The sequence below is a fragment of the Thermopetrobacter sp. TC1 genome, assembly GCF_000746275.1.
Taxonomy (GTDB): domain Bacteria; phylum Pseudomonadota; class Alphaproteobacteria; order Rhizobiales; family Aestuariivirgaceae; genus Thermopetrobacter.
On record NZ_KN050829.1, the window covers coordinates 1 to 21586 of the forward strand.

A 21586-nucleotide genomic window follows, 5' to 3' on the forward strand; every position below is an offset into this window, starting at 1 on the left:
GTGGTGAAGCTGCCTGAGGGCACGGAGATGGTGATGCCGGGCGACAACGTGACCTTCGAGGTTGAGCTGATTGCGCCGATCGCCATGGAGGAGCGCCTGCGCTTCGCCATCCGCGAGGGCGGCCGCACCGTCGGCGCCGGCGTCGTCTCCGAAATCATCGAGTAAGAACAAAGGAACGCAAAGCCGCTGCTGCAGGATCTCCTGCGGCGGCGGCCTGTTCCTAGGGAGCGAGAATAGCCATGCACGGGCAGAGCATTCGCATACGACTCAAGGCGTTCGACCATCGCATTCTCGATGCGTCGGCCCGCGAGATCGTCAACACCGCGAAACGCACCGGCGCGCAGGTTTCCGGCCCCGTGCCGCTGCCAACACGGATCGAGCGTTTCACGGTGAACCGCTCGCCGCACATCGACAAGAAGAGTCGGGAACAGTTCGAGATCCGCACGCACCGGCGTCTGCTGGACATCATCGATCCCACGCCGCAGACGGTGGATGCGCTGATGAAGCTGGACCTGGCCGCCGGCGTTGACGTCGAAATCAAGCTGTGAGGCTTTGGGGCAAAGAGGAGCCCGCGGCGGAACAGGCGCCGAAAGGCTGGGATTTTTCAAGGAGTTGCGAGCGATGCGTTCAGGCATTATCGCACAGAAGGTGGGCATGACCCGCATCTTCACCGACGAGGGCGAGGCCATCCCGGTGACCGTTCTCAAGGTGGAGAACTGCCAGGTTGTTGCCCATCGCACGGTCGAGAAGGACGGATACACCGCGCTTCAGCTGGGGGCCGGCAAGGCCAAGGTGAAGCGCATGACCAAGCCGGAGCGTGGCCACTTCGCCAAGGCGAAGGTGGAGCCCAAGCGCAAGCTGGCCGAATTCCGCGTCTCCGAGGACAACATGATCGAGATCGGCGCGGAGCTGACCGCGGATCACTTCGTGCCCGGCCAGTACGTGGACGTGACCGGCACCTCCATCGGCAAGGGCTTCGCCGGCGCCATGAAGCGCTGGAACTTCGGTGGCCTGCGCGCGTCGCACGGCGTGTCCATCGCCCACCGCTCGCACGGCTCCACCGGCCAGTGCCAGGATCCGGGCAAGGTCTTCAAGGGCAAGAAGATGGCCGGTCACATGGGCGCCCGCCGTGTCACCACCCAGAACCTGAAGGTGGTGCGCACCGATGCCGAGCGCGGCCTGATCATGGTCAAGGGCGCGGTGCCGGGGGCGAAGGGCTCCTGGGTTTTCGTGCGCGATGCCGTCAAGCGCCCGCTGCCCGAGGATGCGCCCCGTCCCGGCGCTTTCCGCCTGCCCGAGGAGAGCGGCAAGAAGGACGAGGCCCCGGCCGAAGCCGTCAGTGTCGAGGAGCAGTGAGCCATGAAGATGGATGTAGTCACGCTCGATGCCAAGAAGGCGGGTGCGGTGGAGCTGCCCGACGACGTGTTCGGCCTGGAGCCGCGCGCCGACATCCTGCACCGCATGGTGGTCTGGCAGCTGGCCAAGCGCCGCGCCGGCACCCACAAGACCAAGAGCCGCAGCGAAGTGGCGCGCACCGGTGCCAAGTGGGGCCGCCAGAAGGGTCTGGGCCGCGCCCGTCACGGCGACCGCAAGGCCGGCATTTTCGTCGGCGGTGCCAAGGCCCACGGCCCCAAGCCGCGCTCGCACGCCATCGGCCTGCCCAAGAAGATGCGGGCGCTGGCACTGAAGCATGCGCTCTCTGCCAAGGTGAAGGCCGATGAGCTCATCGTGCTGGATAAGGCCGCGCTCGATCAGCCCAAGACGAAGCTCGCCAAGGCCGCCTTCGACAAGCTGGGCCTGTCCAACGCCCTGATCATCGATGGCCGCGAGCTGGATGAGAACTTCGCGCGCGCGGCGCGCAACCTGCCCAACATCGACGTGCTGCCGGTGCAGGGCATCAACGTCTATGACATCCTGCGCCGCCACAAGCTGGTGCTGACCAGGGCGGCGGTGGAAGCGCTGCAGGAGCGGTTCAAATGAGCAGGGAACGCTATTACGACATCATCCTCTCGCCGGTGATCACGGAAAAGTCCACGCTGGCCGGTGAGCAGGACAAGGTGGTTTTCAACGTCGCCAGGAACGCCACCAAGCCGGAGATCAAGGCGGCGGTGGAGGCGCTCTTCGGCGTCAAGGTGAAGAAGGTCAACACGCTGGTGCGCAAGGGCAAGGTGAAGCGGTTCCGCAACACCGTCGGCCGCCAGTCGGACGTGAAGAAGGCGATCGTCACCCTGGAGAAGGGCCAGTCGATCGACATTATCGGCGGGCTGTGAGGCTGTGAGGCGCAAATACGGCGTATCCGGGCTTAAGGCAACGCCAGTCGCTGGCATGGCAGGGACGGCTGCCCGGCCGCTGGCCTGATCAGGAGATCGAAGAGAGGCACGAACGATGGCTCTGAAAACCTACAAGCCGGTGACCAACGGCATGCGCGGTCTGGTGCTGGTCGATCGCTCCGAGCTCTATCGGGGCAAGCCGGTCAAGCAGCTCACCGAGGGCAAGCATTCCACCGGCGGCCGCAACAATTACGGGCGCATCACCGCACGCCACCGCGGCGGCGGGCACAAGCGCCGCTATCGCCGCATTGACTTCCGCCGCGCCCGCAAGGACGTGCCGGCGAAGGTGCTGCGGCTGGAATACGATCCCAACCGCACCGCCTTCATCGCCCTCATCGAGTATGAGGACAACGGCGAGCTGTCCTACATCATTGCGCCGCAGCGTCTGGCCCCCGGTGATGTGGTCATGGCGTCCGACAACGCGCTTGATGTGAAGCCGGGCAATGCCATGCCGCTCTCGGTGATGCCGATCGGTACCATCGTGCACAACGTGGAGCTCAAGCCCGGCAAGGGCGGCCAGCTCGCCCGTGCCGCCGGCACCTATGCGCAGCTGGTCGGCCGCGACGCCGGCTATGCCCTGCTGCGGCTGAAGTCCGGCGAGATGCGCATGGTCCGCGCCGAGTGCATGGCCACCGTGGGGGCGGTGTCCAACCCGGATCACATGAACCAGAATCTGGGCAAGGCCGGCCGCGCCCGCTGGCTGGGCCGCCGTCCGCACACCCGCGGTGTCGCCATGAACCCGGTGGACCATCCGCACGGCGGCGGCGAGGGCCGCACCTCCGGCGGCCGCCATCCGGTCACTCCGTGGGGCAAGCCCACCAAGGGCAAGCGCACCCGCGGCAAGAAGCCGTCTGACAAGTACATCGTGCGCTCGCGTCATCAGCGCAAGAAATAAGCACTGAAGAGGAAACCGACATGGCTCGCTCGGTATGGAAAGGTCCGTTTGTCGACCCCTACCTGCTGAAGAAGGCGGAGAAGGCGCGCGCCTCCGGCCGCGCCGCGCCGATCAAGATCTGGTCGCGCCGCTCCACCATCCTGCCCCAGTTCGTCGGGCTCACCTTTGCGGTTCACAACGGCCGCAAGCATGTGCCCGTGCTGGTGACGGAGGACATGGTGGGGCACAAGTTCGGTGAATTCGCGCCGACGCGGACTTTCTACGGCCATGCCGCCGACAAGAAAGCGAAGAGGAAGTAAGCGATGGGCAAGAAGAAGAATCCGCGCCGCTGTGCCGAGAACGAGGCCCGCGCCGTCTGCCGCATGATGCGGGTCAGCCCCATCAAGCTCAATCAGGTGGCGGCGATGATCCGCGGCATGCCGGTGGAGAAGGCCCTGGCCACGCTGCAGTTCTCGCGCAAGCGCATCGCCCGGGACGTCAAAAAGGTTCTGGAATCGGCCATTGCCAACGCCGAGAACAACCACGGCCTCGACATCGACAACCTCATCGTCGCCGAGGCCTATGTGGGCAAGAACCTGGTGATGAAGCGCTGGCGCCCGCGCGCGCGCGGACGTGTCGGCCGCATCCTGAAACCCTTCAGTCAGCTCACCATTGTCGTGCGCGAAGTCGAGGAGGCCAGCTGAAATGGGTCAGAAAGTCAATCCGATCGGGTTTCGCCTCGGCGTCAACCGCAACTGGGATTCGCGCTGGTACGCGGAGGGGCGCGAGTACGGCGATCTGTTGCATGAGGACCGCAAGATCCGCGAGTTCCTCCAGAAGACTCTCAAGAACGCCGGCATCTCGCGCATCATCATCGAGCGCCCGCACAAGAAGTGCCGGGTGACCATCCACACCGCGCGCCCCGGCGTCATCATCGGCAAGAAGGGCGCCGACATCGAAAAGCTGCGCCGCAAGCTGGCCTCCATGGTCGATGCCGAGGTGCACCTCAACATCGTCGAGGTGCGCAAGCCCGAGATCGACGCCCAGCTCGTCGCCGACAACATCGCCCAGCAGCTGGAGCGCCGCGTGGCCTTCCGCCGCGCCATGAAGCGCGCCGTGCAGTCGGCCATGCGCATGGGCGCTGAAGGGATCCGCATCAACTGCGCCGGCCGCCTCGGCGGCGCCGAGATCGCCCGCACCGAGTGGTATCGCGAAGGCCGCGTGCCGCTGCACACCTTGCGCGCCCATATCGACTATGGCACCGCCACCGCCGTGACCGCCTATGGCACCAACGGCATCAAGGTGTGGATCTTCAAGGGCGAGCTCATGGAGCACGATCCCATGGCTCAGGAGCGTCACGAGCGCGAGCTGCAGGAGGGCGGCGCCCGTCCGGGCCGTGGCGGGGCCCGTCGCTCCCGCCGGGGCGAGGCGCGGCGCTGACAGAGGGATGACGGCGGGCCCGCTCGCCATTGGGGATCGGGCGCCCGCGGAGACCTGATGGGTCTGATCGAGGCAGTTTGAAGAGGTGCATGCCGCGAAGCAGGGCCTGAAAACCCGGCCTGCCGCGCAAGAAAGGCAAGAGGAAAAGCGATGCTGCAGCCCAAGAGGACAAAGTTTCGCAAGATGCAGAAGGGCCGCATCCGGGGTGTGGCCAAGGGTGGCACGCAGCTGACGTTTGGCGCCTATGGTCTGAAGGCCCTGCAGGGCAAGCGGGTCACCGCCCGGCAGATCGAGGCCGCCCGCCGCGCCATCACCCGTCACATGAAACGTGCCGGCCGTGTGTGGATCCGCATCTTCCCGGACATTCCGGTCACGGAGAAGCCGACGGAAGTGCGCATGGGCAAGGGCAAGGGCTCGGTGGAATACTGGTGCGCCCGCGTGCAGCCCGGCCGCATCATGTTCGAGGTGGACGGTGTGCCGCGCGAGGTGGCAGAGGAGGCCCTGCGCCTGGCCGCCATGAAGCTGCCGGTGAAGTGTCGTTTCGTTGCGCGCCCGGGCGAGTGACGGGCAGGCCTTGCGCGACATGGGAACAGTGCGAAGGGAGCGTAAGCCATGAAACCCGCCGAGATCAGGGCCATGAGCGACGATCAGCTGAAGGAGAAGCTGCTCGAGCTCAAGAAGGAACAGTTCAACCTGCGCATTCAGAAGGCCACCGGTCAGCTCGAGAACACGGCGCGCATCCGCCAGGTGCGTCGCGACATCGCCCGCATCAAGACGGAGATGACCGCGCGCCGCAAGGGCCTGGCCAAGACCGATGCGTAAGCGCAAGAGCGCGAAGGATAGGACGGAAACGGTGACACGCACCGCGCACGCATAATGGCGCGGTTGCCTGAAGTTTGGAGAAAGAAGCGATGCCGAAACGCATCCTGCAGGGCACGGTGGTATCCGACAAGAACGACAAGACCGTCACGGTTCTTGTCGAGCGTCGTTTCACCCACCCGCTGCTCAAGAAGACGGTGCGCCGCACCAAGAAGTATCACGCGCACGATCCCAACAACGAGATGAAGGTGGGCGACATCGTGCGCATTCAGGAATGCCGTCCCATCTCGCGCAAGAAGCGCTGGATGGTGATCGAGAAGGTGGAGGCCCGCAACGCCTGACGGGCCGCCGGTGTCAGGGCCGCTTCGCCCTTTCGCCAAGGCCTGGCGGGGAGGAGGCGAAAGCAGGGCAGGGCGGCAAGGCAAGAGCGGATGGGAAAAGGCGCCATAAAGCCTGAAGAACCGCGGCGGTGCCGCAAATTTAGGGCGCCGAACGGCCCGCAGGCGAGAAGACAACGATAAGGTCAACGACGGCCGGGGCTGGCGCCGGCACAGGCGCAAGGGTCCGGCCGGGAACGCAATGAAACGGGTGATGCCATGATCCAGGCAGAAACGAAACTGGATGTTGCCGACAACTCCGGCGCCCGCAAGGTGCAGTGCATCAAGGTCCTCGGAGGCTCCAAGCGCAAGTATGCCTCCGTGGGCGACATCATCGTGGTGTCGGTGAAGGAGGCGATTCCGCGTGGCCGTGTGAAGAAGGGCCAAGTGATGAAGGCGGTGGTGGTGCGCACGGCCAAGGACGTGCGCCGTCCCGACGGGTCCGTGATCCGCTTCGACCGCAATGCCGCGGTGCTGATCAACAACCAGGGCGAGCCCATCGGCACCCGCATCTTCGGGCCCGTGCCGCGCGAGCTGCGCGCCAAGAATCACATGAAGATCATTTCGCTGGCTCCGGAGGTGCTGTGATGCCGGTCAAGCTCAAGATCAAGAAGGGCGACACGGTGATCGTCATCGCCGGTCGCGACAAGGGCAAGAAGGGCGAGGTGCTCAAGGTCATACCCAAGGAGAACCGCGCCATCGTGAAGGGCGTGAACATGGTGAAGCGCCACCAGAAGCCCACGGCCAACAGCGCCGGCGGCATCATCACCAAGGAGGCGCCGATCCACATCTCCAATCTCGCCCATATCGACCCCAAGGACGGCAAGCCCACCCGCGTGGGGTTCAAGATTCTCGAAGACGGCCGCAAGGTCCGTTATGCCAAGCGCTCGGGAGAGGTGATCGATGTCTGAACAGGAAAAATACGTCCCGCGTCTGCGCCGGCACTACGACGAGGTGGTGAAGCCGCAGCTCATCGAGCGCTTCGGCTACACCAATCCCATGCAGGTGCCGCGGCTTGAGAAGATCGTGCTCAACATCGGCATCGGTGCCGCCGCGCAGGATTCCAAGCTCGCCACTTTCGCGGCCGAGGAGCTCTCCAAGATCGCTGGCCAGAAGGCGGTGATCACCCGCGCCCGCAAGTCCATCGCCGGCTTCAAGCTGCGCGCCGGCATGCCCATTGGCGCCAAGGTCACCCTGCGCAAGGACCGCATGTACGAGTTCCTCGACCGCCTGGTGAACATCGCGCTGCCGCGCGTGCGCGACTTCCGCGGCCTCAATCCCAAAAGCTTTGACGGCCGCGGCAACTATGCCCTGGGGATCAAGGAACACATCGTCTTCCCCGAGATCGATTACGACAAGATCGATCGCGTGCTGGGGCTGGACGTGATCATTCACACCACGGCCGAGACCGACGAGGAGGCCATGGCCCTGCTCGAGGGCTTCAACTTCCCGTTCCGCCGCCGTCAGCAGCAGAAGGCGGCCTGATCGCGAAACGGGACAGGGAACCGCAAGAGAACAGGGCTTTAAGGAGCAGAGAGACCCATCATGGCGAAGAAGGGCAAGATCGAGACCAACGAGAGGCGCAAGAGGCTGGTCAAGAAATATGCCAAGAAGCGCGCCGAGCTGCTCGCCATCGCCCGCGACCGTTCGCGGCCGATCGAGGAGCGCTTCGAGGCGCAGATGAAACTGGCCAAGCTGCCGCGCAACTCCGCGCCGGTGCGTGTGCGCAACCGTTGCGAGATTACCGGCCGCCCCCGCGGCTACTATCGCAAGCTGCGCATGTCGCGTATTGCGCTGCGCGAGCTGGCCAACAAGGGGCTCATCCCTGGCATGACCAAGGCCAGCTGGTAAGGGGGCCTCTTTTCCGCAAAAGCCCCGCGAGCCCCTGGCTTTTCTCACGGGGTTTGTGCGGATGAAGGCGGATCCGCGTCCCCTGATCATCTGCAAGTGAAAAGGGGATACGGGATCCGGAACGGAAGGACCGCGAGGAGTATCGGACAATGACGATTACCGATCCCATCGGTGACATGCTGACCCGCATTCGCAATGCGCATGCCCGGGGCAAGAAGACGGTGAAGATGCCCGCCTCCCGCATGCGCGAGCGGGTGTTGCAGGTGCTGCAGGACGAGGGATACATCCGCGGCTTCACCACGACGCGCTATGACAACGGCAAGGGCGAGATCGAGGTGCAGCTGAAGTATCACGACGGGCGCCCCGTCATCCGCGAGATCGTGCGGGTGTCCAAACCGGGCCGCCGCGTGTATACCTCCGTGGCCGACATGCCCGTGGTCTACAACGGCCTCGGCATTGCCATTCTCTCCACGTCCAAGGGTGTGATGAGCGATGCCAAGGCCCGCGAGGCCAACGTCGGCGGCGAGGTGATCTGCAAGGTATTCTGAGGCATCCCGAGCCTGCAAAAGCACTGCGCCTTTCAAGGGCGCGCACATTTCGCGGGCCGGATCGGCCACGACCGTTAAGGAAAGGCTGGATAGAACCATGTCGCGCATTGGCAAGAAACCCGTGCCCATCCCTTCCGGTGTCACCGTGACCGTGGAGGAGGGGGCGGTGACCGTGAAGGGCCCGAAGGGCCAGCTTGAGGCGCCCTATGTGAAAAATCTCGTCTCCGTGGAGGTGGACGGGGATCAGGTGGTGGTGAAGCCGCTGGACATGTCCAAGCCGGCCCGCTCCGCCTGGGGCATGACCCGCACCATCATCGCCAACATGGTCAAGGGCGTCACCGAGGGCTTCCAGAAGAAGCTGCAGATCGTCGGCGTCGGTTACCGTGCCCAGCTGCAGGGGCGGGATCTGAAGCTGAACCTTGGCTACAGCCACGATGTGATCTACAAGGTGCCGGACGGCATCGAGGTTCAGGTGCCCCAGCCCACGGAGATCATCGTCTCCGGCATCGACAAGCAGAAGGTGGGGCAGGTGGCCGCCGAGATCCGCGCCTGGCGTCCGCCGGAGCCCTACAAGGGCAAGGGCATCCGCTACGCCGACGAATACATCTTCCGCAAGGAAGGCAAGAAGAAGTAAGACCGGTTTTCATTACGGCCCGCAAACGATTGCGCACTGCGGGCCGGCCGTGGCGAGGGCCCGTCATGCCGGTGGAAACCTGCCTGCCGGTCAGGGCGCGCCGCGATGAAAAGTAAAGAAGAGAGGACGCAGGACCCATGGCTCGCAAACTGTCGCCGCGCGAACGTCGTGCCGCACGCGTGCGCCGCGCCATCCGCAAGAAGGGAGGCAACCGGCCGCGCCTGTCGGTTTTCCGCTCGCACAAGTACATCTACGCCCAGGTTATCGATGACAAGAAGGGCCACACCCTGGCCGCTGCCTCGTCCAACGAGCCCGAGATGCGCAAGAAGCTGAAGAGCACGGGCAATGTCGAGGCCGCTTTCGAGGTGGGCAAGCTTATTGCCGAGCGCGCCAAGAAGGCCGGTGTGGACAAGGTCGTCTTCGACCGTGGCGGCTATCTCTATCATGGCCGCGTCAAGGCCCTGGCCGAGGGCGCGCGCGAGGGTGGCCTGGATTTCTGAAAGGCAGGCAACAGGAAAAGGGAGCAATCCGGCCGGTGGCCTATCTTTCAAGAGGTGCTCGAAAACTTAAGGCATCCGCCGGCCCGGGCAGCGTGAAGGGCTAAAGAACGATGAGAGATCGTGACGATCGCGACAACGAATTTGTGGATCACCTGGTCCACATCAACCGCGTGGCCAAGGTGGTCAAGGGCGGCCGCCGCTTCGGTTTCGCGGCGCTGGTGGTCGTGGGCGACCAGAAGGGCCGCGTCGGCTTCGGTCACGGCAAGGCGCGCGAGGTGCCGGAGGCCATCCGCAAGGCCACCGAGGCGGCCAAGCGCAACCTGATGCGCGTTCCCCTGCGCGAGGGGCGCACGCTGCATCACGATGTCACCGGCAAGCACGACGCCGGCAAGGTGATCATCCGCTCCGCCCCGCCCGGCACCGGCATCATCGCCGGCGGTCCCATGCGCGCGGTGTTCGAGGCGCTGGGCGTGCAGGACGTGGTGGCCAAGTCCATCGGTTCCTCCAACCCCTACAACATGGTGCGCGCCACCTTCAACGCGCTCGCCAAGTGCGAGAACCCGCGCCGCGTCGCCGCCCGCCGGGGCAAGAAGGTTTCGGAGGTGCTCAGCGTGCGCCGCGCCGAGGGCATCTGATTTTGGCCGCTTGAAAAGCACATGTTGCGATCGCTCTGAACGCGACACCAGCAGGGAATGCCGACCATGGCCAAGGAAAAGACCATCACCATCGAGCAGATCGGAAGCCCGATCCGCAAGCCCAAGGATCAGCGCGATACGCTGATCGGGCTTGGGCTCGGCAAGATGCATCGCCGCCGCACTTTGAAGGATACCCCGCAGGTGCGCGGCATGATCCGCAAGGTTTCGCATCTTGTGCGAATCGTGGAAGAGAACTGATCGCGCCGCGCCGCACCGCCGCCCGGCATGAATGAACCGGCGCGGGCGGCCGCAAGAGAAAAGCAAGCGCGGACGCAAGGATCCGAGAAGGACAAGGACCCATGAGGCTGAATGAACTCTCCCCCCGTCCCGGCGCCAAGAAGGTCGGCAAGCGCGTCGGCCGCGGCATCGGCTCGGGCAAGGGCAAGACGGCAGGTCGCGGTCACAAGGGGCAGAAGTCCCGCGCCGGCAGCGCCATTGGCGCGTTTGAGGGCGGCCAGATGCCCATCTATCGCCGCCTGCCCAAGCGCGGTTTCCGTCTGCACGCGCCCAAGCGCTTTGCCGAGGTTTCGCTGGGCCGCATCCAGGCGCTGATCGACGCGGGCCGTCTCGATGCCGGTCAGGTCATCGACGAGGCGGCACTGGTCGCCGCCGGTGCGGTGCGTCGCGCCCGTCAGGGCATCCGCGTGCTGGCCAACGGCGAGATCAAGGCCAAGGTGCAGCTGAAGGTGGCCCATGCCTCTGCCGCCGCCAAGGCCGCCATCGAGAAGGCCGGCGGCAGCGTGGAGGAAACCTGGGTGCCCAATCGCGTTCGCAAGCAGGCCGGCAAGGAAAAGGCCGAGAGCTGAAACAGGCGGCTCTTGCCTCCCGCCCGTTGCCTGTGCGATCGTCACGCCCGTGCGGCTCTCTGAGATCGCGCCTGCGCCCTTGATGCGGCAGACGGATGTGAGACGAGGTTGATCGACGCGAGACAGGCCCGGCCTGCCCATGATGGCGGGCGGGCCTTCCGCCCATGTCAGGAAGGACCCATGGCTTCAGCAGCGGAACAGCTTGCGGCCCATATCAACTTTCAGGCTCTCGCCAAGGCCGAGGAGCTGAAAAAGCGCATCTGGTTCACGCTGGCCGCGCTCATTGTCTATCGCCTCGGCACCTTCATCCCCATTCCAGGCATTGACGCGCTGGAGCTGGCCCGCCTCGTGCAGCAGCAGTCCTCCGGCATCCTGGGCTTCGTCAACTCCTTCTCCGGCGGCGCTTTGGGGCGCATGGCCATCTTCGCCCTCAACATCATGCCCTACATCTCCGCCTCCATCATCATTCAGCTGATGACCACGGTCTCGCCGCATCTTGAACAGCTGAAGAAGGAGGGCGAACAGGGCCGCAAGAAGATCAACCAGTACACGCGTTACGGCACGGTCATCCTGGCCGCGCTGCAGGCCTATGGCATTGCCGTCGGCCTGGAGGCGCAAGGCAATGTCGTGCTCGATCCCGGCTGGTTCTTCCGCTTCTCCACGGTGATCACGCTCACCGGCGGCACCGTCTTCCTCATGTGGCTGGGCGAACAGATCACGCAGCGCGGCGTGGGCAACGGCATCTCGCTCATCATCTACGCCGGCATCGTCGCCGGCCTGCCCATGGCCTTCGCCCAGCTGCTGGAGCTTGGGCGCACCGGGCAGCTCTCCACCTTCACCATCATCGGCGTCATCGTCATGGCGCTGGCGGTGATCGCCTTCATCGTCTTCATGGAGCGCGCCCAGCGCCGCATCATCATTCAGTATCCCAAGCGCCAGCAGGGCAATCGCATTTTTCAGGGCGAGACCTCGCACCTGCCGCTGAAGATCAACACCGCCGGCGTCATTCCGCCCATCTTCGCCTCCTCGCTGCTGCTGCTGCCCATTACCGTGGCCAACTTCATGCAGGGGCAGGGGCCGGAATGGCTCAACGTGATCACCGCCATGCTCGGGCGCGGCCAGCCACTGTTCCTGCTGCTCTATGCCGCGCTCATCATCTTCTTTACTTTCTTCTACACGGCCATCATGTTCGATCCGAAAGAGGTGGCCGACAACCTCAAGAAGTATGGCGGTTTCATCCCCGGCATCCGCCCCGGTGAGAAAACGGCGGAATATATCGATTACGTGCTCACCCGCATCACCTTCGTCGGTGCCATCTATCTGACGGCAGTGAGCCTGCTGCCGGAGATCCTCACGAGTTACCTCAGGATCCCCTTCTACTTCGGCGGCACCTCGCTGCTCATCGTGGTGAGCGTGACCATGGACACCGTGGCCCAGATCCAGGGCCACCTGCTCGCCCAGCAATATGAGGGGCTGGTCAAGCGTTCGCGTCTGAGAGGGAAGAGGAAAAGACCATGAACATCATTCTGTTCGGCCCGCCGGGTGCGGGCAAGGGCACCCAGGCCAAGCGGCTGCAGAAGAGCCGTGGCCTCATTCAGCTCTCCACCGGTGACATGCTGCGCGCCGCCGTGGCCGCCGGCACGGAGTACGGCAAGAAGGCCAAGGAGATCATGGAGAAGGGCGAGCTCGTGCCCGACGAGGTCGTCATCAACATCATCTCCGACCGCCTGGAGGAGGACGACGTGAAGAACGCCCCGGGCGTCATCTTCGACGGCTTCCCCCGCACCGTGGCCCAGGCCGAGGCCCTGGACAAGATGCTGGCCGAGAAGGGCATGAAGCTGGATGCCGTTATCGTGCTCGACGTCGATGACGACGCGCTGGTGGAGCGCATCACCGGCCGCTTCACCTGCGCCAAGTGCGGCAAGGGCTATCACGAGAAGTTCGAGCGCCCGAAAGTGGAGGGCGTGTGCGACGAGTGCGGCTCCACCGAGTTCACCCGCCGCGCCGACGACAACGAGGAGACGGTGCGCCAGCGCCTGGAGGCCTACCATGCGCAGACGGCGCCGCTGATCGAGTATTACGAGAAGGCGGGCATCGTGAAGCGCGTGGACGGCATGGCCTCCATCGACGAGGTGACCAGGCAGATCGAGCAGGTGCTCGATTCGCTGTCCTGAACGGTATTCGCGCCGGGCTCTGAATGAAAAGGCGGGCCCGGCGCCGGCCATTTTCCCTCCCGGGGGCATCCATGCGGCGCTTGACGGAATCGTCACGCGGTCGTAAAGAGGGAGCGGAAAAGAGCTGATCTGCCGTTCGGGCTTTCTGATGGATGGGTCTTCGGACCGGTCCAGAAGGAAGCCCTTTGCCCGTTCTGCAGGGGGATCGTGCCCGTGAAAAGGGCGAACATGCCGCTGCGGATGCGGGCAAAACGGCAAGGAGAAGACGACAAAGGCAGGAACGATCAACCCACTGGCCTCCGCGCCCTTAAAGCTCCCCATGAGGGGAGGGCGGGGCGGAAGCCGGCAGAAAAGCGTGAGGCAAAGGCAGTGGCCCGTATCGCTGGCGTCAACATACCGACGAACAAGCGCGTGGTGATCGCGCTTCAGTACATTCACGGCATCGGTCCCAAGTTCGCGCGCGACATCCTGGCCAAGGCCGGGATCGACGAGAACAAGCGCGTCAACGAGCTGACCGATCAGGAGGTCATCGCCATCCGCGAGATCATCGACCGCGACTACATCGTGGAGGGTGATCTGCGGCGTCAGGTGGCCATGAACATCAAGCGGCTGATGGATCTGGGCTGCTATCGCGGGCTCAGGCACCGGCGCGGTCTGCCCGTGCGCGGGCAGCGCACCCATACCAACGCCCGCACCCGCAAGGGCCCGGCCAAGCCCATCGCCGGCAAGAAGAAGTGATCGGCCGCGCCGCACGTTTGCTGCGGCGCCATGGCCTGAAGGGCAGGCAGCCGGCTTGCATCGCCGGCGGACAGGAACCACATTTCAAGAGCGGTATTCGAAATGGCGAAGGATACCACGCGCATCAAGCGCAAGGAACGCAAGAACGTCACCACGGGCATCGCCCATGTGAACGCGACGTTCAACAACACGATGATCACCATCACCGACATGCAGGGCAACACCATCTGCTGGTCTTCCGCTGGCAAGATGGGGTTCAAGGGCTCGCGCAAGTCCACGCCCTATGCCGCCCAGCTCGCTGCCGAGGACGCGGCCAAGCGGGCGATGGAGCACGGCATGAAGACCATCGAGGTCAACGTTGCCGGCCCCGGCTCCGGGCGTGAATCCGCCTTGCGCGCCCTGCAGGCGGCCGGATTGACGATCACGGCCATCCGTGACGTCACGCCCATTCCGCACAACGGTTGCCGTCCGCGCAAGCGCCGCCGCGTCTGATCGGTGCTGGCCGCCGAAAGGTTTCGCCGGGCGGCATGAGCCTCTCTGAACAAGGGAGGGCAGGGCAGCCCGGGCGCAAAAACCGGCGGCCAGTCCGCAAGCCCAACTGAAAAGGGCGATGTGAGGCGTATGCGGGAATGTCAGGATGGCGGCATCCGGCACATGGGATATCCGAGCCGCATGACGAACAAAGCGATAGGGCACGTGTCATGGACAAGCAGCAGGTCAATCAGAAGAACTGGCAGGAGCTGATCAAGCCGAGCAAGCTGGAGGTGATCCCCGGGCGGGATCCGCAGCGGCAGGCGACCATCGTTGCCGAGCCGCTGGAGCGCGGCTTCGGCATGACCCTGGGCAATGCCCTGCGGCGCGTGTTGCTGTCCTCGCTGCAGGGGGCGGCCGTCACCGCCATTCAGATCGACGGCGTCCTGCACGAGTTTTCCTCCATCTCCGGCGTGCGCGAGGACGTCACCGACATCGTTCTCAACGTCAAGGAGATCGCCTTCCGCATGCACGGGGACGGGCCGAAGCGCCTTACCCTGAAGAAGGAAGGCCCCGGCGTGGTCACCGCCGGCGACATTCAGGAGACGGCCGACGTTGAGGTCCTCAACAAGGATCATGTCATCTGCACCCTTGATGAGGGCGTGGAGATCCGCATGGAGCTCACCGTCAACACCGGCAAGGGCTATGTGCCGGCGGAGCGCAACCGCCCCTCCGATGCGCCCATCGGCCTCATTCCCGTCGATTCCCTCTATTCGCCGGTGAAGCGCGTCTCCTACAAGGTGGAGAACACCCGCGAGGGTCAGGTCCTCGACTATGACAAGCTCACCATGACCGTGGAGACCGACGGTTCGGTGAGCCCGGAGGATGCCGTGGCCTATGCCGCGCGCATTCTGCAGGATCAGTTCCAGGTCTTCATCAACTTCGAGGAGCCGCAGGTGGAGGCGAAGGAGGAGGAGAAGCCGGAGCTGGAGTTCAACGCCGCGCTTCTCAAGAAGGTGGACGAGCTGGAGCTCTCCGTGCGCTCCGCCAACTGCCTGAAGAACGACAATATCGTCTACATCGGCGACCTCATCCAGAAGACCGAGGCCGAAATGCTGCGCACGCCCAACTTCGGGCGCAAGTCCTTGAACGAGATCAAGGAGGTTCTGGCGCAGATGGGCCTGCATCTGGGCATGGAGGTGCCGAACTGGCCGCCTGAGAACATCGAGGAGCTGGCCAAGAAGTACGAGAACAACTACTGACGGCAAAACACCGAACACGCCCATCCGCCCCGCACCGCCGCCCGTCATGAGGGCAAGCCCGCATGGATGGGCAGGGGATGCGGGAAAGGGCGATTGCGGAAATGCGCAAAGGAAGCTTTGCCCATTTCCGCGTGAAGCGAAAAGAGTAACGCGCCTGCGGCGCCAGGCGGCATCCCGCAAGGGAACGGGGGAAAGACCCGCCTGCGCCGGGAAAAGAGGAAGGAACAGGAGCCATGCGTCACCGCAAGCGCAAGGGGCGTCTTAACCGCACCGCTGAGCATCGTCAGGCGATGTTCGCCAACATGGCGGCCGCGCTCATCGAGCATGAGCAGATCGTCACCACCCTGCCCAAGGCCAAGGCCCTGCGCGGGGTGGTCGAGCGTCTCATCACCCTGGCCAAGAAGGGACAGGATGAGAGCAAGCGCCTGCATTATTATCGCCTCGCCATCGCCCGGCTGCAGAACAAGAAGGACGCGGCCAGGAAGCTCTTCGAGGTGCTGGGGCCGCGCTATGCCGAGCGCCCGGGCGGCTATACCCGTGTGCTCAAGGCCGGCTATCGGTATGGCGACAATGCGCCCATGGCCGTGATCGAGCTTGTTGATCGCGATCCCGAGGCCAAGGGCAAGAAGGACCGCGAACGCCGCGCCGCCGAGGAGCAGGCGCAGGAAGAGACGGCCGAGGCGGCGTCATAATTCCTGTTGCCCTCAAACGGGCGTAAAATCAGCCCTTGCGCTGGCGCCATGGTGCTTAGGCCTCTGGCAGGCAGATCCGGAACACAATCTCGCGCTCTCGCCCCCCGGCGAGGGCGCTTTTTTGTACGGCCGTCAAATCGACCAAGGATAAATGACCGCACATGGGATCACACGACAGGAGACAATGGCCATCTAACTCGTCACCCCCAGCGAAAGCCTTTAGGTCTCGAGCCATAAATGCATGAGTGAATGGCCTAGGATACCGGATGAACTACGGTATGACGACATGAGTTATAATCACGAGTTATAATTATGAAGAACAATTGACTTTTAGGTTTAAATTAACAAATATTATAATGATGAAAAAGCTCATCAACCAAAAACAACTGACAAAATATTGATTATTTGGTAAAAACTATTTATTATTACAAAGGACAATCAATTTATCTCGGGCAAAAAATCAGGATTGGCTGCGGGCGGCCTCCAGCTCCTCCAGCGTGGCCGACAGCGCAAGCCAGCGCTCTTCCAGACGGGTGAGCTCTTCGGCCAGACGGGTGCGGGCGGCGGCGAATCGGGCGGCCTGTTCCGCATCCTCGGCATAAAGGCGCCCGCCATCCAGCGCCGCATCGAAAACGCCGATCTTTTCTTCAAGCGCCGCCATGTCCTCTTCCAGCCGGGCCAGCTCCCGCCGCAACCGGCCGACATTGGGTCGCCGTTCACCGGGCGCTGCCTGCTGTTTTTTCGCCGCTTCCGTTTCCCCGGCCGCCTGCCCGCGCCTGCCTTCGCAAGCGCTTTTCTCCGCCCGCGCCCGCTTGCGCATCATGCGCGCCCGCTCCAGCACCAGCCGCTCGTAATCGGCAAGATCGCCTTCGAAAGGCCGCACCACACCGCCATCCACCAGCCACAGCCGGTCGGCCACTGCCTCGATCAGCTGCCGGTCATGCGCAATCAGGATCACCGCGCCCTCATAATCATTGAGCGCCTCGATCAGCCGCGCCCGCGCCTCCATGTCCAGATGGTTCGTCGGCTCATCCAGCACCAGAAGATGCGGCGCATGAAAGCCGGCGAGCATGAACAAGAGCCGCGCCTTCTCACCGCCGGAGAGCGTCTGAACCGGATTGTCGGCCAGATCGGCGGAAAAGCCGAACTGCCCCAGTTTCGCCCGCCGCTCGGCCTCCGTTGCCTCCGGCATCAGATCCAGCACATGCTGATAGGGGCTTTGCTGCGGATTGAGTTCCTCCAGCTGATGCTGGGCGAAATAGCCGGTGCGCAGGCGCTTGTGATGCCGCATGACGCCGGACAGCAGCGGCAGCCGCCCGCACAGGACCTTCGCCAGCGTCGATTTGCCCTGACCATTCAGGCCGAGCAGCGCGATGCGGTCATCAGGATCGATGCGCAGGTTGAGATCGCGCAGCACCGCGCGCCCGTCATAACCGGCGGCGGCCTCTTCCAGGCGGATCAGCGGCGGGTTGAGGCGCCGGGTAGGGGAGGGGAAATAAAAGGGTGGCACCCGCTCCTCCACCACCAGCTCCACCTCTTTCATCCGCGCCAAGGCCTTCAGCCGGCTTTGAGCCTGCCGCGCCTTGCTGGCCTTGGCCCGGAAGCGCGCGATGAAGGCCTCCATGTGCCGGCGCTTTTCCTCCTGTTTCTTGCGCAGCTTCATCATTTGCGCCTGCCGCGCCGCCCGCAGTTTCTGAAAGGTCTCGAAATTGCCGGAATAGAAATCAAGCCGCCGCTCTGTCAGATGCACGATGACATTAACAGAATCGGTGAGCAGATCGCGATCGTGGGAGATGAGCAGGAAAGTATGCGGATAGCTGCGCAGAAACTGCTTCAGCCACAGCACGCCTTCCAGATCCAGATAGTTCGTTGGCTCATCCAGCAGCAGCAGATCGGGCGCGGCAAACAGCGCCGCCGCCAGCGCCACCCGCATGCGCCAGCCGCCGGAGAAGCTGGAACAGGGCCTGTGCATCTCCTCTTCGGAAAAGCCCAGCCCCGCCAGAATGCGCGCCGCCCGCGCCGGGGCGGCATGTGCGTCAATATCGGCAAGGCGCGTGTGAATCTCGCCGATGCGATGCGGATCCGTCACCGTTTCCAGTTCGCGCAAAAGGGCGGCACGCTCCTTATCCGCGGCGAGAACGATATTAAGCAGGCTCTCTTCGCCCCCCGGCGCCTCCTGGGCCACGGTGCCGATGCGAATGCCCTTGCGCACCTGAATGCGCCCGCTTTCCGGCGAGAGCTCGCCGAAGATGAGACGAAACAGCGTGGATTTTCCCGCCCCATTGCGTCCGATCAGCCCGGCCCGCGCCCCGGCTGGCAGGGCAAGCGTGGCCTTCTCGAACAACACCTTCTCGCCGATGCGGTATGTGAGATCGTTGATGTGCAGCATGCCGGTATCCAAGGGCAAAGGGCAGACAGGGCATCATGCGCTTTTGCCGCAGAAAAGCCGCACGGAACCATGACGTCAAGCGGCATGGGCAGGAAGGGGAATGAGCGAACAAGGTCTGGGCAGCCCTCTAGCCAGAAAAGGGTTTCAACCTCTTCAAGGAACCGTCCGGAGAAATTTGAAAGCCCCGCCAAACAGTCTGGTAAGGATATACAATATCCTTCCGGCAGTAAGCTCTGAGCCCTGAAGAACAATTCTTTACTGCCATCACTCCTTGCCGGATCAGGCTTTATGGGCAGGATTTCGTGTTCATGGCGGCCAGGCGCTGCCAGCGCGGGCTGCAGGCGGCGTTCTGACAATAGAAGCGGGCAATGGGCGGCAGCGGAATGGCATGCGCCAGGTTGAGCGGACGGCCGTTGGCGGAGAGGGTGGAGACCACCATGCCGACGAGCTCTCCCCGCTCATTGAACACCGGGCCGCCCGACTCGCCGCGGCGCGTGGACATGCGCAGGACGATGGCATCGGGATAGCCATAGTTGCCATAATGAACGACCCGGGAGAAGTGCATGGACTTGACCGTGCCAATGCGGGCGAGCGCACTGCCGCCGCGGGGGCGGCCGAGGGAGAAGACCGCCTGCCCGGGCTTCAGGCAGGGTGAGGCGGCGGGAACGACCGGCCGGCCAAAGCGATCCTGCAGCCGGAGTAGACCGATGTCATTGTCCGGCCGGACGGCGACAACCGTGCCTTCATGAATGCGGCCGTCCTCGCCGCGGGCGCTGACCCGGTAATTGCGGTTAACCGCCACGTGGCCGGCGGTGATGACATGGCCTTGCGCATCGACGATGAACCCGGACCCGGAGGAGACGCCGCGGCTGATGCCGGCATCCAGCGCCATTTTCTTGCGTGGCTGACGCACGACAAGCGTGACGAAGGAGGGAGAGACTCGCCGCAACAGATCGTTGATGCTCTGAGGCAGGCGAGAGCCGGTGGGCTGTGCATCGGTTTCCACGGCGATGGTGCGGGGCGGTTCTGCCTCTTCCAGGCGTTCTCCCCCCGCACAACCGGCAAGCATGCTCCCAAGCGCCAGCACGGCCAAAACGGACAGAAAAGCGGGTATTGAAACGCGGGCCCGATCCGCCAATACATGCCATGATGAACGGCGGAGGGGTGATAAAGCCGGGCATCTGCACTGATCAAGCCGGTTGACCGCCTTGCCCTGCTGTAACGCTCGTTTCTGCCCGCGCGCAGTCTTCATCCTCGCCTTCCCTGCTTCCTTCATCAGACAGGCCCCTTTTTGCCGTCTGATCATGGAAATGACAAGGCGGAAGCCACTTTCGCGCGCAAGATGCGTTTACCCTTAAATCGCGGCCGTTTTTCTGCATGAGCAGGAAGTGGCGCTTGCAACATTCCAGTTTACTGGTATCTTTCTGAATCAAGAGAAATGGATGACGGGGAGGTCTGCATGAACATCCGGGATGCGGCGCGATTGTCCGGCCTGCCGGTGAAGACCGTGCGGTATTATGACGAGATCGGGCTGGTCTGCCCCGATCGGCGCGAGAATGGCTATCGCGACTATTCGCAGCGGGACGTGCACATGCTGCGCTTTCTGGCGCGGGCGCGCTCGCTTGGCTTTTCCATCGAGGAATGCCGGCAGCTGCTCTCGCTCTATCAGGACCGCAACCGCGCCTCGCGAGACGTGAAACGGCTGGCGGAAGAGCGCATCCGCCAGATCGATCGCAAGATTCAGGAGCTCAAGGCCCTGCGCGCCACACTCGGGCATCTGGTGGCAGCCTGCCATGGGGACGACCGGCCGGACTGCCCCATTCTCGACGGTCTGGCCGGAGAGGAGGAAGGCGCCTTGGATACCACGCCCATGCCGGGCTGAGGGCCGGACTTTCTGGGCACCTGGTGCCTGAGGGGCGCATAGGGTGCAGAAAAGGCGAAACAGGAAGAATTCCGCATTGTTGGAGCATGAGACCCATGAAAATCGCGGTGACCAGCCAGAACTACCGGACCGTGACCGGCCATGCCGGCAAGACCCGGCGTTTCATCATCTATGAGGTGGATGAGGACGGCACCTTTCGCGAGGTGGAGCGGCTGGATCTGCCGAAGGAGATGAGCATTCACGCCCATCCGGCCCATGAGCCGCATCCGCTGGATTCGGTGCATTACCTGCTGACGGCGGGATGCGGCCAGGGCTTTGTCAACAAGATGGAGCAGCGGGGCGTGCAGGTGTTCATCACCGATGAGGAGGACCCGGCCAAGGCCGTGGGCAGCCTTCTGCGCCAACTCGGCTGGCGCACGGTGCACTGAACAATCGGGCCTGAACCCCGAATGGCCAGAAGGGCCCCGCTTCCCTCATGGTGCCCGAGGACATTCGGGAAGTATGCTGTTGATGCCAAATCGACCGAGGAAAAAGACTATTCATACGATGGGAGTTGGTTGTTTAACCCATTGATTAACGTAAAGAAAACGTCATTGCCGGCCTTGCCTGTCCCGGGCTTGAACCGGGATCCCGGCAATCCAGGGCCATGGATGAGGCAGGTCTGGTGGGCGATGGTGCTTACCAGCAGGCCATACTACACGACACACACAGTGTCATACCGGCGAAAGCCGGTATCTCGGGCCACACATGCATGCATTAGCGGCACGAGACCTAAGGCTTCCGCCGGGGTGACGAGTTATATGGCAGCAGCATGTCGTGTAGTGTGCCAGTAGGCTTGGTTTGTGTCGTAGGAAAAATGCCGGAACGGGATTTTATCCCATTCCTTCAACGTCTTGGCGGGGTATATTACCCCGCCATCCATACTTTGGGCGGGGTTGGAAACCCCGCTGAACTGTTGGGTCAAGGATATAAAATATCCTTCCGGCGGTAAGATTAAATTCCGTTCCGGCGCGGTGATCACCGCTTTGCACCCTGCAATCATTTCCTGCTGCATGATGGTTGACCCGTGGCGGCAAACGCGCTTCAAGGCGGGCGATGGGCACT

General features: G+C 63.6%; 32 protein-coding genes and 1 pseudogene. 30 read left to right on the plus strand and 3 right to left on the minus strand.

Going from position 1 to position 21586, the window contains the following annotated elements; genetic code table 11:
- The 28 genes and pseudogenes from tuf to rplQ all read left to right on the plus strand — a co-directional run.
- Positions 1-165, plus strand: a pseudogene (gene tuf / locus EK16_RS11980) (elongation factor Tu); the annotation flags it as partial.
- A 74-nt stretch (positions 166-239) separates the two neighbouring features.
- Positions 240-548, plus strand: coding sequence for a 30S ribosomal protein S10 (rpsJ, locus tag EK16_RS08385; protein WP_038036374.1), 309 nt, complete (start codon positions 240-242; stop codon positions 546-548).
- 73 nt (positions 549-621) lie between these two features.
- Entirely contained in the window at positions 622-1356 is a 735-nt protein-coding gene (gene rplC / locus EK16_RS08390) for a 50S ribosomal protein L3 (RefSeq protein ID WP_038036375.1), read from the plus strand.
- A gap of 3 nt (positions 1357-1359) precedes the next feature.
- Complete coding sequence (rplD, locus tag EK16_RS08395) at positions 1360-1980, plus strand: 50S ribosomal protein L4 (protein WP_038036378.1); 621 nt, start codon at positions 1360-1362, stop codon at positions 1978-1980.
- Complete coding sequence (locus EK16_RS08400; protein WP_038036381.1) at positions 1977-2270, plus strand: 50S ribosomal protein L23; 294 nt, start codon at positions 1977-1979, stop codon at positions 2268-2270. Before rplD ends, EK16_RS08400 begins: the two co-directional genes overlap by 4 nt.
- 115 nt (positions 2271-2385) lie before the next feature.
- Complete coding sequence (gene rplB, locus EK16_RS08405; protein WP_038036382.1) at positions 2386-3225, plus strand: 50S ribosomal protein L2; 840 nt, start codon at positions 2386-2388, stop codon at positions 3223-3225.
- A gap of 20 nt (positions 3226-3245) precedes the next feature.
- Positions 3246-3524 (plus strand): 30S ribosomal protein S19, encoded by a 279-nt coding sequence (gene rpsS, locus EK16_RS08410; RefSeq protein ID WP_038036383.1) that lies wholly within the window; start codon positions 3246-3248, stop codon positions 3522-3524.
- A 3-nt stretch (positions 3525-3527) separates the two neighbouring features.
- A complete protein-coding gene (rplV, locus tag EK16_RS08415; RefSeq protein ID WP_038036384.1) occupies positions 3528-3908 on the plus strand; it encodes a 50S ribosomal protein L22 in 381 nt (126 codons plus the stop codon).
- Between the two features lies 1 nt (position 3909).
- Positions 3910-4644: a 30S ribosomal protein S3 gene (rpsC, locus tag EK16_RS08420; protein ID WP_038036385.1), complete on the plus strand. Its 735-nt coding sequence runs from the start codon at positions 3910-3912 to the stop codon at positions 4642-4644.
- Positions 4645-4794: 150 nt separating this feature from the next.
- Complete coding sequence (gene rplP / locus EK16_RS08425; protein WP_038036386.1) at positions 4795-5208, plus strand: 50S ribosomal protein L16; 414 nt, start codon at positions 4795-4797, stop codon at positions 5206-5208.
- 48 nt (positions 5209-5256) lie between these two features.
- Entirely contained in the window at positions 5257-5466 is a 210-nt protein-coding gene (gene rpmC / locus EK16_RS08430) for a 50S ribosomal protein L29 (protein ID WP_038036387.1), read from the plus strand.
- A gap of 89 nt (positions 5467-5555) precedes the next feature.
- Positions 5556-5804: a 30S ribosomal protein S17 gene (gene rpsQ / locus EK16_RS08435; protein WP_038036389.1), complete on the plus strand. Its 249-nt coding sequence runs from the start codon at positions 5556-5558 to the stop codon at positions 5802-5804.
- A 255-nt stretch (positions 5805-6059) separates the two neighbouring features.
- On the plus strand, positions 6060-6428 hold the full coding sequence (gene rplN / locus EK16_RS08440) for a 50S ribosomal protein L14 (protein ID WP_038036390.1): 369 nt from the start codon (positions 6060-6062) through the stop codon (positions 6426-6428).
- Entirely contained in the window at positions 6428-6751 is a 324-nt protein-coding gene (rplX, locus tag EK16_RS08445) for a 50S ribosomal protein L24 (RefSeq protein WP_038036392.1), read from the plus strand. Before rplN ends, rplX begins: the two co-directional genes overlap by 1 nt.
- A complete protein-coding gene (gene rplE, locus EK16_RS08450) occupies positions 6744-7325 on the plus strand; it encodes a 50S ribosomal protein L5 (protein WP_038036393.1) in 582 nt (193 codons plus the stop codon). Before rplX ends, rplE begins: the two co-directional genes overlap by 8 nt.
- 60 nt (positions 7326-7385) lie before the next feature.
- A complete protein-coding gene (rpsN, locus tag EK16_RS08455) occupies positions 7386-7691 on the plus strand; it encodes a 30S ribosomal protein S14 (protein WP_038036394.1) in 306 nt (101 codons plus the stop codon).
- A 149-nt stretch (positions 7692-7840) separates the two neighbouring features.
- Complete coding sequence (rpsH, locus tag EK16_RS08460) at positions 7841-8239, plus strand: 30S ribosomal protein S8 (protein ID WP_038036395.1); 399 nt, start codon at positions 7841-7843, stop codon at positions 8237-8239.
- A 97-nt stretch (positions 8240-8336) separates the two neighbouring features.
- Positions 8337-8873 carry a 50S ribosomal protein L6 gene (gene rplF, locus EK16_RS08465; protein WP_038036396.1) on the plus strand — a complete coding sequence of 179 codons (537 nt, stop codon included), beginning with the start codon at positions 8337-8339 and terminating at the stop codon, positions 8871-8873.
- Positions 8874-9010: 137 nt separating this feature from the next.
- Positions 9011-9373, plus strand: coding sequence for a 50S ribosomal protein L18 (gene rplR / locus EK16_RS08470; RefSeq protein WP_038036398.1), 363 nt, complete (start codon positions 9011-9013; stop codon positions 9371-9373).
- A gap of 110 nt (positions 9374-9483) precedes the next feature.
- Complete coding sequence (gene rpsE / locus EK16_RS08475; protein WP_038036399.1) at positions 9484-10008, plus strand: 30S ribosomal protein S5; 525 nt, start codon at positions 9484-9486, stop codon at positions 10006-10008.
- A gap of 57 nt (positions 10009-10065) precedes the next feature.
- On the plus strand, positions 10066-10266 hold the full coding sequence (rpmD, locus tag EK16_RS08480) for a 50S ribosomal protein L30 (RefSeq protein ID WP_369793092.1): 201 nt from the start codon (positions 10066-10068) through the stop codon (positions 10264-10266).
- 101 nt (positions 10267-10367) lie between these two features.
- Positions 10368-10874, plus strand: coding sequence for a 50S ribosomal protein L15 (rplO, locus tag EK16_RS08485; protein WP_038036401.1), 507 nt, complete (start codon positions 10368-10370; stop codon positions 10872-10874).
- A gap of 180 nt (positions 10875-11054) precedes the next feature.
- Positions 11055-12392 carry a preprotein translocase subunit SecY gene (gene secY / locus EK16_RS08490; RefSeq protein WP_038036402.1) on the plus strand — a complete coding sequence of 446 codons (1338 nt, stop codon included), beginning with the start codon at positions 11055-11057 and terminating at the stop codon, positions 12390-12392.
- A complete protein-coding gene (locus tag EK16_RS08495; RefSeq protein ID WP_038036403.1) occupies positions 12389-13048 on the plus strand; it encodes an adenylate kinase in 660 nt (219 codons plus the stop codon). The genes secY and EK16_RS08495 overlap by 4 nt, the downstream gene beginning before the upstream one ends.
- A 369-nt stretch (positions 13049-13417) precedes the next feature.
- Complete coding sequence (gene rpsM / locus EK16_RS08500; RefSeq protein ID WP_038036404.1) at positions 13418-13786, plus strand: 30S ribosomal protein S13; 369 nt, start codon at positions 13418-13420, stop codon at positions 13784-13786.
- A 102-nt stretch (positions 13787-13888) separates the two neighbouring features.
- The gene (gene rpsK / locus EK16_RS08505) at positions 13889-14278 is read left to right on the plus strand and encodes a 30S ribosomal protein S11 (protein WP_038036405.1); all 390 of its coding nucleotides are present in this window, start codon (positions 13889-13891) and stop codon (positions 14276-14278) included.
- A gap of 209 nt (positions 14279-14487) precedes the next feature.
- Positions 14488-15519, plus strand: coding sequence for a DNA-directed RNA polymerase subunit alpha (locus tag EK16_RS08510; RefSeq protein ID WP_038036406.1), 1032 nt, complete (start codon positions 14488-14490; stop codon positions 15517-15519).
- Between the two features lie 233 nt (positions 15520-15752).
- Positions 15753-16211, plus strand: a complete 459-nt coding sequence (gene rplQ, locus EK16_RS08515) for a 50S ribosomal protein L17 (protein ID WP_038036407.1) — start codon at positions 15753-15755, stop codon at positions 16209-16211.
- Positions 16212-16671: 460 nt separating this feature from the next.
- Here rplQ and EK16_RS08525 read toward each other — a convergent pair whose 3' ends face one another.
- A complete protein-coding gene (locus EK16_RS08525) occupies positions 16672-18600 on the minus strand; it encodes an ABC-F family ATP-binding cassette domain-containing protein (RefSeq protein ID WP_038036546.1) in 1929 nt (642 codons plus the stop codon).
- 286 nt (positions 18601-18886) lie between these two features.
- A complete protein-coding gene (locus tag EK16_RS08530) occupies positions 18887-19669 on the minus strand; it encodes a S1 family peptidase (RefSeq protein WP_038036409.1) in 783 nt (260 codons plus the stop codon).
- A 390-nt stretch (positions 19670-20059) separates the two neighbouring features.
- On the opposite strand from EK16_RS08530, the gene cueR reads away from it, so the two are divergent.
- Positions 20060-20482, plus strand: coding sequence for a Cu(I)-responsive transcriptional regulator (gene cueR, locus EK16_RS08535; protein WP_038036547.1), 423 nt, complete (start codon positions 20060-20062; stop codon positions 20480-20482).
- Between the two features lie 86 nt (positions 20483-20568).
- A complete protein-coding gene (locus EK16_RS08540) occupies positions 20569-20910 on the plus strand; it encodes a NifB/NifX family molybdenum-iron cluster-binding protein (RefSeq protein ID WP_231573653.1) in 342 nt (113 codons plus the stop codon).
- Positions 20911-21278: 368 nt separating this feature from the next.
- On the opposite strand, the gene EK16_RS08545 is transcribed toward EK16_RS08540, so the two are convergent.
- The gene (locus tag EK16_RS08545; RefSeq protein ID WP_038036411.1) at positions 21279-21536 is read right to left on the minus strand and encodes a hypothetical protein; all 258 of its coding nucleotides are present in this window, start codon (positions 21534-21536) and stop codon (positions 21279-21281) included.
- Between the last annotated feature and the right edge of the window lie 50 nt (positions 21537-21586).